Origin of the sequence: Blautia sp. RTP21359st1_E11_RTP21359_211015, from assembly GCF_040910705.1 — a bacterium.
GTDB lineage: Bacteria > Bacillota > Clostridia > Lachnospirales > Lachnospiraceae > Blautia_A > Blautia_A fusiformis.
In genome coordinates this window covers 47,515-62,928 of the sequence record NZ_JBDGAB010000013.1, presented here as the reverse complement: position 1 = coordinate 62,928, position 15,414 = coordinate 47,515, and the positions used below count along the sequence as shown (strand labels likewise).

Here is a 15,414-nt window from a genome sequence, read left to right as displayed (position 1 = left end):
ACTACATATCCAAAAATTGTCAAGATATTTGCAGATATGTAGTATGATATTATTTATGATAGGGCTCTCCGCTGATGATACGATAGCTGCGGTAGATCTGTTCCAGAAGGATCACACGCATCAGCTGATGAGGAAATGTCATTTTCGAAAAGCTTAAAGCATAGTCTGATCTCTTCAGTACTTCTTTTCCAAGACCGATAGAGCCGCCGATCACAAACTGGATATGGCTGGTCCCACGTATTCCCAGCTCGTTGAGCTTCCGTGCGAAGTTCTCAGAGGTCAGCTGTTCGCCTCCGATCTCCAGAGTGATCACAAACGCATCATCCCGGATATATTTAAGAAGACGCTCCCCTTCCTTGTTCCGAATGGCATCTTCTACTGTTTCGCTGGCATTATCCGGCGTTTTTTCGTCGGACACTTCTATGATCTCCAGCTTGCAGTAACGCCCGAGGCGCTTGGAATACTCTGCAATGGCATCCCGCAGATATTTTTCCTTGATCTTCCCTACTGTCAGGATACTTATTTTCATCCGCCGTTCTCCTCCAGATAATTCTCAAATTCTTCTGCTGACATCAAAACCTTCCTTGGCTTGGTTCCTTCCTCCGGACCTACCACTCCTGCGTCACAAAGCTGATCCATGATCCTTGCCGCACGGTTAAATCCGATCTTGAACATACGCTGGAGCATACCGATGGAGGCCTTTTCCTTCTCAATGATAAATTTACCGGCTTCTGTAAAATAGACATCTCTGTCACCGCCGCCGGCTCCTCCCGGGACGCCGGCTGTATTGACCTGCTTCTCGATGGATGTATCATAAACAGCACCCTGATTTTTGTCAGAAACATATTCTACGACTGCACTGACCTCCTCATCTGAAACAAAAGCGCCCTGCAGTCTGGCCGGCTTCTGATACCCCTGAGGATAAAACAGCATATCGCCCTTGCCAAGAAGCTTCTCGGCACCGTTCATATCCAGGATCGTTCTGGAATCCACACCGGAAGATACGGAAAATGCGATCCTGGACGGCATATTGGCCTTGATCAGACCTGTGATGACATTGACCGATGGTCTCTGGGTAGCAATGATCAGATGGATACCTGCTGCACGTGCCAGCTGGGCCAGACGGCAGATCGCATCCTCAACTTCTCCCGGCGCAACCATCATAAGATCCGCAAGCTCATCCACGATGATCACGATCTGCGGCATCTTCTCAGGTGCCTTTTCTCCCTCCGGGACCCGCATATTGGCAACCTTTTTGTTATATTCTCCAAGATTACGTACCCCATATTCCGCAAAGGCATTGTAACGGCTGGTCATCTCGGAAACAGCCCAGTTCAGCGCACCGGCCGCTTTCTTCGGATCTGTGACCACCGGAATGAACAGGTGCGGGATCCCGTTGTATACACTGAGCTCCACCACCTTCGGATCGATCATGATCAGACGCACCTCATCCGGTGTAGCCTTATAAAGGATGCTGATGATCAGCGTATTGATGCAGACGGATTTTCCGGAGCCGGTTGCTCCGGCGATAAGAAGATGCGGCATCTTGGCAATATCTGCCACTACCGGTTTTCCGGCAATATCCTTACCTGCTGCAAAGGACAGCTTGGATTTTGCATTTTTAAACTCCTCTGACTGAAGAAGATCCCGCAGCATGACCGGGCTGTTCTCCTTGTTCGGAACCTCGATCCCCACGGCTGCCTTTCCCGGTATCGGTGCTTCGATGCGGATATCCGGTGTAGCAAGATTCAGCTTGATATCATCGGAAAGACCAACGATCTTGCTGACCTTCACACCCATTTCCGGCTGCAGCTCATAGCGGGTAACGGTAGGTCCGCAGCTCACATTGGTAACGGTTACATTGACGCCGAAATTATGCAGGGTTTCCTGAAGCTTCTGCGCTGTTTTACGCAGATGTGCATCGGAATCTCCCTGAGATCTGCCATCTCCGCGCTTCAGAAGCTTCAGCGGCGGATACTGATATGGTTTCTTCTCCGGAGCTTCTCCCTGGCTGATCTCATGCTGGATATTTCTGATCCCATGCTCGATCTCTGTCTGAGATGACTTCGGGTTTCTGGAGGGCTGATGAGATGCCTTCTGTTCAGCTTCCGGCTGAGGATCCTCCTTTATCTCAGCGGGAACGGCTGCCTTTCCTGTTTCCCGGGAAGCTTTTGCTGCTACAGCTGTCTTTGCCGGCAGGATCTGCTGCATCTCGGGAATATCCACATCCTCGTAGCCGGCATAATCATCCTCCTCTTCGGCTTCCTGCATTTCTCTTTCGAAATCCGGCTCCTCCGACTCTTCCCGGGCCGGCTGGGACTGTGAACGGTGGATCTGGAATTCAAGCGGCTGAGCATGCTCCTCCGGTTTCTCATCAAGCCCTGGATCCTCTTCTGTCAGATCTGTATCTGCCGGAAGTACAGCCTTTTGTTCATCAAGGAAAGAAGGAAGATTAAATTCTCCCTCCCGGTTCGCCTTCACCGCAGCCTGTCTTTCTTTCTGCGATCTTCTGGCTTTTTTCTTTTGTTTTTTTGAGATATTTTCCGGATCTTCCTCTGTAAGGGCAAGTTCTTCTTCCTCCAGCTCTTCTTCCAGCCGGCGGATCTTCTCCGCTCTTTTTTCCGCACGGATCTTTCTGCGAAGCTCCTTCTGCTTTTCTCTGTCCGGCTGTCCCTCAAGATAAGCTTCTCTGCTCTCTCTTGCTGCATCTGTAAAAAAGTCCAGGATCTTATTCATAAATCCGAAGAAGGATCTCTGTGTTATGATGATGAGAGATACAAGAAGCACCAGAACGATGATCACAATTCCGCCCACAACGCCAAAAGCAGATGCTGTGGAAATACATACTGCACCACCGAATACTCCACCGCCGGTACGGTATTCCGAACTCAGTGAATAATAATCCGAAAACGTGGTACTTGGCGTATAGCCCTCTGTGATCAGCTGAAGAAAGCCGCAGAGGAACACAAAAAATACCACGCCCGCCAGTACCTTTTTGTAGGCAAGGCGGTTGGTATTGTTCACGATCAGGAACGTAACTCCGGCAAAAAGCAGGATCGGGAAAATATATGCACAAAGTCCCATGATGCCAAAGCATACGGCACTGATGGCATTTCCTACGATCCCTCCCATACCAAATGCACTGATCATCAGGATCAGGCAGGCCGCAAACATCACAAGGATCAGGATCTCTGTCTGAAAGCGGTTACCGACAGGCTGCTGCTTCGCCGCAGGTTTTCTTTTTCTTTTTTTTGTCGTTTTTGAAGCTGCCATTGTCAGACTCCTCCCAGTTGATATCAAATATAATTCGCTGCCAGAATAAGGATTCCGGCTGCAAAAGAATAAAATGCAAAATAACGCAGTCTGACCTGATTCGAAAGCTTAAGCATAAAACGGATCACCAGATAGCCTGTGATCCCGGCCACGATCATTCCAAGAACATAAGTAAATCCCTGGCCAACAGTCATATGAACAGAAGTAAACTCTCCCATCTCCACAAAAAAAGCTCCCACCACAGCCGGAATGCTCATCAACAGCGAATATTTCACTGCAAACTTCCGTCCGAGGCCGCAGAAAAGTCCTGCACTCATGGTAAGTCCAAGCCTGGAAAGTCCCGGAAACACAGAAAGACCCTGGCAAATACCCATCCACATAGCATCTCCGAAGCTGGCTTCTTTTGTTCCCTTGCTGCCATTGACATTACTGTAGTCCACAACAAGGAGGATCACACCTGTAAGAAGGATTCCGATCCCGGAAAACATGTGTGAGGATGCGCTTCGCACAACAAGTCGTTTGCACTGATATCCGATCAGGACTGTAGGAATGGTGGATACCATGATCAGGGCAGTAAGCTTCCGGTAAGTTCCGCTTATGATCTTTGCGTAGGTAAGCTCTTTCCCAGTCCTACGGTTATAGAGAAAAATATTGGCATTTCCGATCAAATCCAGTATCATTCCGATCAGCTCGATCCCGGTCTTCTTGATGTCCTTCAGAAAAACAAGGATCAGAGCTATCATAGTTCCCAGATGGAGCATCACTTCAAAAAGCACACCGGAGCCTCTGGTACCGCCCAAAAGATCCTGCACTCCACAGAGATGTCCGAAGCTGCTCACCGGCAGAAATTCGGTGATTCCCTGAATGATTCCCAATATAATCGCATGTATCACTGACATAATGATATTTCCTTTTCTTAAATTTTTTCCAACACATTATAGCATAACTGAGTAAAACTTACAATCTTCACTTGGTAAAAGTTTCAAACAAATGTTCTTTTTTTGATCTGCAAGAAAAAAATCCTCCGGCTGCATCAGAAAACACAGTCGGAGGATCTGTTTATAAACAGACTTTCTGCTTATTTATTTTTCAGATATTCGTCGATACCTTTTGCACCAGCTTTACCTGCACCCATGGCAAGGATTACGGTAGCTGCACCTGTAACGGCATCACCACCGGCATATACGCCGTCCTTGGATGTCTTACCGGTTTCTTCCTCGGCAACGATACATCTTCTCTTGTTGATGTCAAGGCCCTTGGTTGTGGAAGAGATCAGCGGGTTCGGTGAAGTACCAAGAGACATGATGACAGTATCTACATCCATATCATACTCGGAACCAGGAATCTCTACCGGACGTCTTCTTCCGGATGCATCCGGCTCACCAAGCTCCATCTTGACAACCTTCATACCGTTTACGTGGCCGTTCTCGTCAACGAGGATCTCCTTCGGATTTGTAAGAAGATCAAAGATGATGCCCTCTTCCTTAGCGTGATGAACTTCCTCTGCTCGTGCAGGAAGCTCTGCCTCACTTCTTCTGTATACGATATGTACCTCAGCACCAAGTCTCAGCGCTGTTCTTGCAGCATCCATGGCAACGTTACCACCGCCGACAACTGCAACCTTTTTGCCTGCTGCGATCGGTGTATCATAGGAATCATCGAATGCTTTCATGAGGTTGCTTCTTGTCAGGTACTCGTTTGCAGAGAATACACCGCTTGCATTCTCACCCGGGATACCCATGAACATCGGAAGTCCTGCACCGGAACCGATGAATACAGCCTCAAATCCCTCATCCTCGATCAGCTGATCGATGGTAGTGGATTTACCAATGACAACGTTTGTCTCGAATTTAACGCCAAGCTCTTTGACCTTCTCGATCTCTTTCTTAACAACCTTCTGCTTCGGAAGACGGAACTCCGGAATACCGTAAACAAGAACACCGCCAAGCTCATGAAGAGCCTCGAACACAGTTACATCGTATCCTGCCTTTGCAAGGTCACCTGCACAGGTAAGTCCGGATGGACCGGAACCGATCACTGCAACCTTATGTCCGTTCTTAACCTCTGCTCCTGCAGGTTTGATATCATGCTCCAGAGCATAGTCTGCAACGAATCTCTCCAGCTTACCGATAGAAACAGCCTCACCCTTCTTACCGCGGATACACTGTCCCTCACACTGGGATTCCTGCGGACATACACGACCACAGATAGCCGGAAGTGCGGAAGATAAACCGATCACCTTGTAAGCCTCTTCCATGTTGCCTTCTTTGATGTGCTCGATAAATCCCGGAATATTGATGGATACCGGACATCCCTCTACACATTTCGGTTTCTTACAGCCAAGGCATCTCTGTGCCTCTTCCATTGCTTCTTCCTGATTATATCCAAGACATACTTCCTCGAAGTTTGTCGCACGTACCTTCGGATCCTGCTCTCTTACAGGAACTTTTTTTAACATTTTTGCATCTGCCATTAGTTGTCACCTCCGCAATGTCCGCATCCACCGTGGTGGGTATCGCCTTCCTGAAGCTTCAGTAATGCACGGCCCTCCTGGGTCTTATACATCTGGCTTCTCTTCATAGCCTGATCGAAATCAACGAGATGTCCGTCGAACTCCGGTCCGTCTACGCAGGCAAATTTGATCTCATCACCGACCTGGAGACGACAAGCGCCGCACATACCGGTTCCGTCAACCATGATCGGGTTCATGCTGACAATTGTGTGGATACCAAGCTTCTTGGTAAGAAGACAGACAAATTTCATCATGATCATCGGTCCGATCGCTACACAGACGTCATAATGCTTGCCCTCGTTTGTCACAAGATCCTCAAGAGTCTTTGTTACCATACCGGAACGGCCATAGGAACCGTCATCTGTTGTAACATAAAGATTGGAAACAGCGCCAAGCTCTTTCTCAAGGATAACCATATCCTTAGTCTTGGAACCAAGGATAACATCCGCTGTGATGCCGTGCTCATGGAGCCATTTAACCTGCGGATAAACAGGTGCGGTACCGACACCACCGGCTACGAATACCATTTTTTTCTTCTTAAGTTCTTCGATATCCTCATGGACGAACTCAGACGGACATCCCAGAGGTCCTACGAAATCACGGAATGAATCTCCCGCCTTCAGTGCGGACATCTTAATGGTAGATGCTCCGATCTCCTGGAATACGATGGTAACTGTACCGGCCTCGCGATCGTAATCGCAGATGGTAAGCGGGATCCTCTCTCCCTTTTCGTCAAGTTTCACAATGATAAATTGTCCTGGCAGACAGTGGCTTGCCACACGTGGTGCATGCACAACCATAAGATGGATCTTAGCTGCCAGCGTTTCAGCTTTTAAAACCTTATACATGGTCTTCCTCCTCGCGCAAATTATAAACCTTTATTAATAATACGCTAAAAATCAGCATATGACAAGAGTAGATTTACAATTTCTGTCAAAATTCTTTACCACAGCACAGCGCAACCATATTAGTCTTATGCAACTAACATTATCAAAAGCCACATACAAAACTGGTTATTTCTGTGTTTTTTTCCTTTCGATAAGGGTATACAATCGGTCCAGTGCCTCCCGAATCCCTCCTACTTCATCGATGAGTCCTTCCTTTACCGCTTCCTCACCCTCCAGCATAGTCCCCACATCTTTTACAAGCTGGGAGGTATCCAACATCAGCTCCTCCATCCGTTCTGCCGTGATATGTGAATGTCCGGATACAAAGGCAATGATCCGGTCCTGGATCTTTTCCATATTGCGGTAGGACTGCGCTACGCCAATGAACATTCCGTTCTGGCGTACCGGATGGACCACCATGGTAGCACTTGGCACGATAAAGGAATAATCTGCTGATACCGCCATGGGTACACCTATGGAATGTCCCCCGCCCAGCACCAGGGAAACCGTAGGGATACTCAGAGACGCGATCATCTCTGCAATGGCAAGCCCTGCCTCCACATCTCCTCCTACCGTATTTAAAAGGATCAGAAGCCCCTCGATCTCCTCATCGTCCTCAATGAGAGCCAGCTTTGGCAGTACATGCTCATACTTGGTTGTTTTGCTGTGAGACGGCGCGGATTCATGACCTTCAATTTCCCCGATCACCGTCAGAAGCTCCACTTTATGCTTCCGGGAATTTCCATCGAGCACTGCCTGCCCGGTTTCCCGGATCTGTTCGTTCTGGCTCGCTTCCCGGTCCAGTTCCTTCTGTTTTCTCTCTTCGCTCTGTTTTTCCATAAAAAAATACCTCCGGAATCTGAAATTCTGGAGGTATTATATGCAAAATATTACTTTCTATTCAGAGATCATTCGTCCCAGTTTGTCCATACGTCAGTAACGTCGTCGTCATCATCAAGAAGATCCAGTGTTCTGTGAAGATCTTTGATAGCCTGATCATCCGTCAGCTCCACATAGGTCTGCGGGATCATGGCAATCTGTGCTTCTACAAGCGGGATTCCGGCTTTCTCAAGAGCCTCACGTACAGCACTGAAATCGTCCGGTGCTGTGATGATCTCAAAGCTGTCCTCTTCCTCGTTGAAGTCCTCAGCACCTGCATCCAGAGCTGTCATCATCAGCTCGTCCGCATCCATCTCACCGCACTCATCCTCAAGCTCTTCCTTGTCGATGATGATCTGGCCCTTCTGGTCGAACATAAAGGATACACATCCCTGTGTTCCGATGCTTCCGTTACCCTTGGTAAACGCGTTACGTACATTACCTGCAGTACGGTTCTTGTTATCTGTAAGAGTCTCTACGATAATAGCAACACCGTTCGGACCATATCCCTCATATACAGCCTTCTCGTAGCTGTCTGCAGAATCCGCACCTGCTGCCTTCTTGATTCCACGATCGATCGTATCGTTCGGCATGTTGTTCGCTTTTGCTTTTGCGATGACATCACGAAGCTTGCTGTTGTTTGCAGGATCCGGGCCGCCGGCCTTTACTGCCATAACGATCTCACGGCCGATGACTGTGAAGATCTTACCCTTCTTGGCATCATTTTTCTCTTTCTTATGTTTGATGTTGGCAAATTTTGAATGTCCTGACATGGTATCTTCCTCTCCTTGTTACCGTATATTTTCTTTCGTGCCCTGCTCATTTTGGGTACCGTTTTACATAATTGCAACTCGGTTTAATATAGCACTTATGAAAGATTTCGTCAAGAATCAGAAAACAAACCGGTCAAAATTCCTCATGTTCCCCTAAAAAGTCAGTTCCAGACTGATCTCAAGCGCATGATTCACCTTATCAAGCATAGCACTGTCCAGATGACACACCTTATCCTTCAGACGCCGCTTGTCGATGGTGCGGAGCTGTTCCAGAAGGATCACGGAATCCTTTTCGATCCCGTAGGCGGATGCATCGATCTCAATATGTGTCGGCAGCTTTGCCTTATTCATTTTTGATGTAATTGCCGCACAGATCACTGTGGGACTGTGACGGTTACCCACATCGTTCTGGATGATCAGCACCGGACGGATGCCGCCCTGTTCACTGCCCACTACAGGTCTTAAGTCCGCGTAAAAAATATCCCCTCTTTTTATAACCACACAATTCACACTCCGATTCTGGTCCGGCTTATTTGCAAGCCGTATTCCTTTTTACAGATAAGTATTTCCACAATTTCTTTGTGTATACCATGCGTGGTACTTTTTTACCGGCCTTATGTCTGACCCGGCGTTTTCCGGATCCGGGTATTTACGGATCTACTGGAAAAAGCTCTCCTCTTCTCCGCATTCCTTACCGTCTTTGATATAAACCCGCGGAACACGTTTACTGATCCCGCAGACAAATTCATAGGAAAATCTTCCGGAAAGATCTCCCAGTGTCTCCACACTGATAAATTCCTCTCCATCTCTTCCCATCAGGGTGACCTCGTCCCCGGCCTTCACCTCCGGGATATCTGTGACATCAACCATAAACTGATCCATGCAGACACGTCCGAGGATCGGAGCTTTTTTGCCCCGGATCAGGACCCAGCCCTTATTGGAAAGCTGTCTCGGATAGCCATCTGCATAACCTACGGGGATCGTTGCCATTCTGGTAAAGCGTTCTGTAACAAACGTTCCTCCATAGCTTACCGCTGTTCCACGTTCCACGTTTTTCACATAGGATACATGACTTTTCAGCTCCATTGCAGGTGTCAGCTTCACAATATCACGTTCTACCTCCTCTGACGGATAAATACCGTAAATGGTGATGCCGGCACGAACGACATTGAGATTTGCTTCCGGAACACGGATGATACCTGCACTGTTGGAGCAGTGACGTACCGGAATATGAACACCTCTTTTTTCCAGAAGCTCTGCAAAACGGAGATAACGGTCCAGCTGCACCAGTGCAGGAGAACGGTCGGTCTCATCCGCCCTGGCAAAATGGGTAAACATTCCCTCGATCACCAGATTCGGGATTTTTGAGATTTTTTCGATCTTTATCGCATTTTCCGGAATATCCGCATATCCGATCCTTGTCATTCCCGTATCCAGAGCCAGATGAATATGTACATTTTTTCCAATGCGTGCACCTGCTTTTGCATATTCTGCCGCTGTATTAAGATCCGATATGGTGATCCGGATATCATTGGCTGCAAGCTCCTCATAATATTCCTCAAATACAAGGCCAAGGATCAGGACAGGCTTGGTGATCCCTGCATGCCGAAGCTCCAGTGCCTCCTCTGCCGTAGCTGTTGCAAATCCCCAGATATAGTCATAGTCCTGGATCAGACGGGCAATAGCTCTGGCACCATGGCCATAACCGTCTGCCTTGATCACAGCGATGATCTTTGTCCCTTCTTTGACATTTTTATACATTTCCTCAAAATTGTGGGCAATGGCATCCAGTGATACCAGTGCTTTTACTCTCTCGTATTTTTTCATAATCCCGACTCCTCTTCACCTATAGCTAATGCCTTGGGCAGATATTCTATGATATCTCCTGCCAGCATACTGCGCTTTCCTTTTTCAGCGGCTGCAAGATCACCGCAAAGTCCGTGAAGATAAACACCTAACGCGGCCTTTAAAACCATGGGAGGCTGTTCCTCCGTTTTCAGATACATACATAACACTGCTGCCAGGATCCCGGAAAGCACATCTCCGCTTCCTGCAGTTGCCATTCCGGAATTACCGGAAAGATTCAGATACATCTGGCCTTTTTCATCTGCGATCACCGTACATGCATCCTTCAATACGCACACAGAGCCTGTTTCCGCAGCAGATTTCAGTGCAGTATCTGCGATCTCATGCTGGATCTCCTGGATCGTTCTGCCACTGAGCCGGCTCATTTCTCCGATATGCGGTGTCAGGACTACATGCTCTCCCAGATACTGGTACCACTGTGGATGTGCAGCCAGAAGGTTCAGGCCGTCCGCATCCAGGATCAGCGGCTTTTTCTCCCGGGCAGCCGCCGTGAGAAACCACTGTTCTCTCTCACGGCTGGCCACTGATGTTCCAAGTCCCGGTCCGATCACGATCACATCACACCAGGATAGAAGCTGTTCATTGGATTCCTGATCAAAGCGGCTGCAGACCATAGCCTCCGGAAGGAGTATCTGCAGTGGGATCCTGTTGGCTTCCACAGTCTGGATCTTTACCATTCCCGCACCGGCACGAAGTGCTGCACTGGCGCTTAAATAAGCGGCTCCGCACATTCCCTCACTTCCGGTCACAAAGAGCACTTTTCCGAAGGTACCCTTGTTTCCGCCGGGATCACGTTCCGGAAACAGCTTCAGATCTTTATTTTCCAGACAGGCGGCAGATGCAGTCACAGCTTCCTGCTCATAGATCCCGATATCGGCGGTAACGATCCTTCCTGCATACAGTCTTCCCGGATAAAAGCAAAGACCTCTTTTCCGGTAGGCAAATGTGACAGTCAGATCGGCGCTGAAGGCAATTCCCATTTCCAGGCCAGTATCTCCGTTCACTCCTGACGGGATGTCAACTGCGATCTTTTTGGCCCTCGCACTGTTCATCTCATGGATGATATCAGCATAATGTCCCTCGATCGGACGCGTCAGGCCTACCCCAAACACGGCATCTACTATAGTAGTATATTCACTCCACTGCGGGTTATTCACCTCCGGGACTCGATAACCGGAAGCGATCTTATACTGAAGAGCGGTCTCTCTGGTCATTTTATCTTTGTTTCCGACCATATAAAACTCAACCCGGATCCCCTTCAGATGGAACAATCTGGCAACAGCGATACCGTCACCGCCATTATTTCCGCTTCCGCAGACTACCAGGATCCTTTCGTCCTTCTGGAGATACTTTTCTGTTTCCTCTACCACCTTCAGTGCTGCCCGCTCCATCAGAACCTCGGAGGGAACTCCGATCTCACGGATCGTTGTGGAGTCCAGATCCTTCATTTCTTTGCAGGTAACAAGCTTCTTCATTCTGTCTTCTGCCTCCCCTCTGTCATAGAGAAAGCTGCCGTTTCCGGCAGCTTAACAATTCTTACTTATCCACATGTTCCTGCCTGTATTTGCTGAGATTATAAGACAGTGTCATCAGACTCTCGGAAAGATGAACGTTCTCTACGATCACATCATCCGGTGTCTCAAGATCGAGATGTGCAAAATTCCAGATTGCCTTGATCCCGTTCTCCACCAGGATATCTGCCATTTCCTTGGCTTTATTCTTGGGAAGTGTCAGAATCGCGATCTCCACGTTATTCTCTCTCAGGAAAAACGGAAGCTCACTGAGCATTTGGATCTCAAGTCCACGGACTGCGATGCCCTCAAGCACAGGATTTACGTCAAAGATACCAACCAGCCTGAAACCGCGCTTCTCAAAATCCACATAATTGGCAAGTGCCTGTCCCAGATTACCGGCACCCAGAATGATCATCGGATGAACGGTATCCAGTCCCAGGATCTTACCAATCTCTGTATAAAGATAATGTACATTATAGCCATACCCCTGCTGCCCAAAACCGCCGAAATTATTAAGATCCTGACGGATCTGAGAAGCTGTGGTATGCATCTTCTTACTTAACTCATTGGAAGAAATACGTTCTACATTGTCTTCCATCAGCTCTCCTAAGTAGCGGTAATAGCGTGGCAGACGCTTAATCACCGCTTTCGAGATTTGTTTTGTCTCCACGATAGTTTTCCTCCTTACCTTACACTAGGTTAATTATAACGAATTGACATTTTCCTGTCAATTAAAGTTGTCTATTCTGTACAAATTTCTTTATAATTTTTCTAATAATTGATTTTTTCTTTGAAATCCCGGCAGTTTCCGTTATAATAGGTGGAGGATTTTTCCTTGTTCAGGCATAAACAGGGGTGATTCTTTATACAGGAGGACAGTTTTTATGATTTTATCATGTCAGAATATATGCAAGGCCTTTGGCGAAAAAGTAATTTTAAATGATGCATCCTTTCACATTGAAGATCGTGAAAAGGCTGCTCTGATCGGCTGCAACGGTGCAGGAAAGACCACACTACTGCGGATCATCATGCAGGAGCTTTCTGCTGATTCCGGTACCGTGGTGCTTGCCCGGGATAAAAATATCGGCTATCTTGCCCAGTACCAGGATATCCACGGACATCATACCATCTACGAGGAGCTTCTTACCACCAAGCAGCACATCATCGATATGGAGCGCCGTATCCGCAATATGGAACAGGAAATGAACACGGTGACCGGTGATGAGCTGAACCGTCTGATGGAAACCTATACCCGCCTGACCCATCAGTTTGAGCTGGAGAACGGATACGCTTACAAAAGTGAGCTGACCGGTGTCTTAAAGGGTCTCGGCTTCACGGAGGAAGATTATGACAAGCAGATCGAAACTCTTTCCGGCGGTCAGAAAACCCGTGTGGCGCTGGGCAAGATGCTTCTTTCCAAGCCGGATATCCTGCTTCTGGATGAGCCAACCAATCACCTGGATATGGAAAGCATCTCCTGGCTGGAAACTTATCTTCTGAATTATCCGGGAGCTGTTTTTATCGTCTCCCATGACCGTTATTTTCTGGATAAGGTGGTCACCAAGGTCATTGAGATCGAAGCCGGACAGACCCGCGTATACAGCGGCAACTACTCTGCCTATGCTCTCAAGAAGGCTCAGCTTCGTGACGCACAGTACAAGGCATACTTAAATCAGCAGCGGGATATCAAGCATCAGGAAGCCGTTATCGCCAAGCTGAAATCCTTTAACCGTGAAAAATCCATCAAGCGTGCGGAAAGCCGTGAAAAAATGCTGGACCGTGTACAGAGGATTGAAAAGCCTCTTGAGCTCCAGGACCGGATGCGTATCTCGCTGGAACCACGGGTGTTAAGCGGAAACGATGTGCTCCACGTGGAAGCGCTTTCCAAGGCCTTTCCGGGACAGACCCTGTTCTCCGATATCTCCTTTGATATCAAACGCGGCGAGCGTGTGGCACTGATCGGAAACAACGGAACCGGAAAGACCACCATGCTAAAGATCATCAACGGTCTTATTGAGGCAGATGCCGGCAAATTTTCCCTTGGTTCCAAGGTGCAGATCGGTTATTACGATCAGGAACATCATGTTCTGCATATGGACAAGACAATTTTCCAGGAGATCTCCGATACTTATCCGACTCTCACAGAGACCGAGATCCGAAATATGCTTGCCGCATTTCTCTTTACCGGAGATGATGTTTTCAAGGAGATCTCCGCACTTTCCGGTGGAGAAAGAGGCCGTGTTTCCCTTGCAAAGCTGATGCTTTCCGAAGCCAACTTCCTGATCCTTGACGAGCCTACCAACCATCTGGATATTGCCTCCAAGGAGATCCTGGAGGAAGCACTGGTCAGCTACACCGGTACAGTCCTTTATGTATCCCATGACCGTTACTTTATCAATCAGACTGCGACCAGGATCATGGAGCTGACAAACCAGGCAGTGGTAAATTACATCGGTGATTATGATTACTATCTGGAAAAGAAGGAGGAGCTGACCAGTACCTATGCACCGGGAAGCACTTCTCCGGAGGCACCTGCCGAAGAAAAAGCGGTTTCCGAGAACAAGCTTTCCTGGCAGCAGATGAAGGAAGAACAGGCAAAGAAACGAAAACGGGAAGCCGAGCTGAAAAAAGTCGAAGCCCGTATCGAAGAGCTGGAAACAAGAGACAGCGAGATCGACGAAACCATGGTCCTTCCGGATGTCTGCACCAATGTAGCGGAATGTACAAAGCTGAGCCGCGAAAAAGCAGCCATCGCTGAAGAACTGGAAGAACTTTATGAAAAATGGGAAGAGCTGGCCTGACGGTCAGCTCTTTTTATCCCCTTATGTTTTTATGGAAGCAGCATGCCGAGATGCTGTTCAAAGCATACACCATCGTTACGGTCTGTTCCTTCCTCCACCGCATCCCGGATCGATGCCGAGATAAAGTCCACGGCCAGTTCTGCACAGGTTTTCATGGAATATCTTTTTACCAGCCCTGCACTGAGCACGGATGCAAAAAGATCTCCTGTCCCGGAATAGCTTCCGCCGGATTTCTCTGCAAATACCCAGGAGCTGTTTCCGTTTTCCAGGACAAGATTCCCCATTTTCAGAGGCTGCCCCTCCTCCCTGTGATCCACTCCAGTGATCACAACGGCAGGAAGTGAAAATTCCCGGGCAAGTCCGCACCCGATCTCCCGGATCTCTTCCATCCGCCGGGCCTCTGATGCCTTTTGCAGTTTCTTCCAGATCTCCTCCATTTTTTCTTTTCCGTAGAGAAGAAGAAGGGCTTCCGTAAGGTTCGGTGTGATCACATAGGAACGACGTGTCAGTTCGCAGAACCGGCTGCGGAGTTCTTCTGTATAGATCGGATAAACCGCGCCGTCATCCCCCATCACCGGATCTGTAAGGATCAGCGTATCCTTTCCTGCAAACGCGTCCATAAATTTCAGAATCCTGTCTGCCTGCTTATCATCAGAAAGAAATCCTGTATAGATCCCATCCGGGAAAAATCCTCTTTTTTTCCACTGCTCCATATATGGTTCCATATGCTCTGTGAAATCCTCACAGAAATAACTTTCATAACCGGTCTGGTTGCTTAAAACAGCGGTGGGAAGTGGACACGCCTGGACTCCCATCACCGAGATCACCGGGATCGCTGCTGTCAGTGAACATTTCCCCAGCCCGGAAAGATCATTGATCACTGCTATTTTTTTCATGGTAATTCTCCAG

13 protein-coding genes are annotated in these 15,414 nt (G+C 48.2%); 1 reads left to right on the top strand and 12 read right to left on the bottom strand.

The annotated features are described in order from the left end of the window. Positions 1–49 precede the first annotated feature (49 nt). The 11 genes from rlmH to AB5026_RS06645 all read right to left on the bottom strand — a co-directional run bounded on the left by rlmH (position 50) and on the right by AB5026_RS06645 (position 12,374). Positions 50–529, bottom strand: a complete 480-nt coding sequence (rlmH, locus tag AB5026_RS06695) for a 23S rRNA (pseudouridine(1915)-N(3))-methyltransferase RlmH (protein ID WP_237971247.1) — start codon at positions 527–529, stop codon at positions 50–52. Then, positions 526–3,273: a DNA translocase FtsK 4TM domain-containing protein gene (locus AB5026_RS06690; RefSeq protein WP_302415748.1), complete on the bottom strand. Its 2,748-nt coding sequence runs from the start codon at positions 3,271–3,273 to the stop codon at positions 526–528. The genes rlmH and AB5026_RS06690 overlap by 4 nt, the downstream gene beginning before the upstream one ends. A gap of 23 nt (positions 3,274–3,296) precedes the next feature. Next, complete coding sequence (locus AB5026_RS06685) at positions 3,297–4,172, bottom strand: undecaprenyl-diphosphate phosphatase (protein ID WP_302415747.1); 876 nt, start codon at positions 4,170–4,172, stop codon at positions 3,297–3,299. A 179-nt stretch (positions 4,173–4,351) separates the two neighbouring features. Continuing rightward, positions 4,352–5,746 (bottom strand): NADPH-dependent glutamate synthase, encoded by a 1,395-nt coding sequence (gene gltA, locus AB5026_RS06680; RefSeq protein WP_021650554.1) that lies wholly within the window; start codon positions 5,744–5,746, stop codon positions 4,352–4,354. Beyond that, complete coding sequence (locus AB5026_RS06675; protein WP_015524825.1) at positions 5,746–6,633, bottom strand: sulfide/dihydroorotate dehydrogenase-like FAD/NAD-binding protein; 888 nt, start codon at positions 6,631–6,633, stop codon at positions 5,746–5,748. Before AB5026_RS06675 ends, gltA begins: the two co-directional genes overlap by 1 nt. Before the next feature lie 165 nt (positions 6,634–6,798). Beyond that, positions 6,799–7,512, bottom strand: coding sequence for a ClpP family protease (locus AB5026_RS06670; protein ID WP_015524824.1), 714 nt, complete (start codon positions 7,510–7,512; stop codon positions 6,799–6,801). A 68-nt stretch (positions 7,513–7,580) separates the two neighbouring features. After that, complete coding sequence (locus tag AB5026_RS06665; protein WP_015524823.1) at positions 7,581–8,324, bottom strand: YebC/PmpR family DNA-binding transcriptional regulator; 744 nt, start codon at positions 8,322–8,324, stop codon at positions 7,581–7,583. Positions 8,325–8,477: 153 nt separating this feature from the next. Continuing rightward, on the bottom strand, positions 8,478–8,825 hold the full coding sequence (locus tag AB5026_RS06660; protein ID WP_021650556.1) for a type II toxin-antitoxin system PemK/MazF family toxin: 348 nt from the start codon (positions 8,823–8,825) through the stop codon (positions 8,478–8,480). 156 nt (positions 8,826–8,981) lie between these two features. Continuing rightward, on the bottom strand, positions 8,982–10,151 hold the full coding sequence (gene alr, locus AB5026_RS06655) for an alanine racemase (protein ID WP_114002418.1): 1,170 nt from the start codon (positions 10,149–10,151) through the stop codon (positions 8,982–8,984). Further along, on the bottom strand, positions 10,148–11,665 hold the full coding sequence (locus tag AB5026_RS06650) for an NAD(P)H-hydrate dehydratase (RefSeq protein WP_265190791.1): 1,518 nt from the start codon (positions 11,663–11,665) through the stop codon (positions 10,148–10,150). The genes alr and AB5026_RS06650 overlap by 4 nt, the downstream gene beginning before the upstream one ends. 61 nt (positions 11,666–11,726) lie before the next feature. Beyond that, positions 11,727–12,374: a redox-sensing transcriptional repressor Rex gene (locus AB5026_RS06645; protein WP_021650558.1), complete on the bottom strand. Its 648-nt coding sequence runs from the start codon at positions 12,372–12,374 to the stop codon at positions 11,727–11,729. Positions 12,375–12,588: 214 nt separating this feature from the next. Here AB5026_RS06645 and AB5026_RS06640 point away from each other — a divergent pair, with 214 nt between their 5' ends. Further along, positions 12,589–14,505 carry an ABC-F family ATP-binding cassette domain-containing protein gene (locus tag AB5026_RS06640; RefSeq protein WP_092069135.1) on the top strand — a complete coding sequence of 639 codons (1,917 nt, stop codon included), beginning with the start codon at positions 12,589–12,591 and terminating at the stop codon, positions 14,503–14,505. 29 nt (positions 14,506–14,534) lie between these two features. Here the strand turns inward: AB5026_RS06640 and AB5026_RS06635 are convergent, their stop codons facing one another. Next, positions 14,535–15,401 (bottom strand): pyridoxamine kinase, encoded by an 867-nt coding sequence (locus AB5026_RS06635; RefSeq protein WP_368212997.1) that lies wholly within the window; start codon positions 15,399–15,401, stop codon positions 14,535–14,537. Positions 15,402–15,414: the final 13 nt, after the last annotated feature.

Excerpts from the sequence above, each read along its gene's own strand:
- AB5026_RS06670 (WP_015524824.1), bottom strand. The coding sequence starts at position 7,512 with ATGGAAAAACAGAGCGAAGAGAGAAAACAGAAGGAACTGGACCGGGAA.
- gltA (WP_021650554.1), bottom strand. The coding sequence starts at position 5,746 with ATGGCAGATGCAAAAATGTTAAAAAAAGTTCCTGTAAGAGAGCAGGAT.
- rlmH (WP_237971247.1), bottom strand. The coding sequence starts at position 529 with ATGAAAATAAGTATCCTGACAGTAGGGAAGATCAAGGAAAAATATCTG.
- AB5026_RS06675 (WP_015524825.1), bottom strand. The coding sequence starts at position 6,633 with ATGTATAAGGTTTTAAAAGCTGAAACGCTGGCAGCTAAGATCCATCTT.
- AB5026_RS06665 (WP_015524823.1), bottom strand. The coding sequence starts at position 8,324 with ATGTCAGGACATTCAAAATTTGCCAACATCAAACATAAGAAAGAGAAA.
- AB5026_RS06650 (WP_265190791.1), bottom strand. The coding sequence starts at position 11,665 with ATGAAGAAGCTTGTTACCTGCAAAGAAATGAAGGATCTGGACTCCACA.
- AB5026_RS06685 (WP_302415747.1), bottom strand. The coding sequence starts at position 4,172 with ATGTCAGTGATACATGCGATTATATTGGGAATCATTCAGGGAATCACC.
- AB5026_RS06640 (WP_092069135.1), top strand. The coding sequence starts at position 12,589 with ATGATTTTATCATGTCAGAATATATGCAAGGCCTTTGGCGAAAAAGTA.
- AB5026_RS06690 (WP_302415748.1), bottom strand. The coding sequence starts at position 3,273 with ATGGCAGCTTCAAAAACGACAAAAAAAAGAAAAAGAAAACCTGCGGCG.
- AB5026_RS06635 (WP_368212997.1), bottom strand. The coding sequence starts at position 15,401 with ATGAAAAAAATAGCAGTGATCAATGATCTTTCCGGGCTGGGGAAATGT.
- alr (WP_114002418.1), bottom strand. The coding sequence starts at position 10,151 with ATGAAAAAATACGAGAGAGTAAAAGCACTGGTATCACTGGATGCCATT.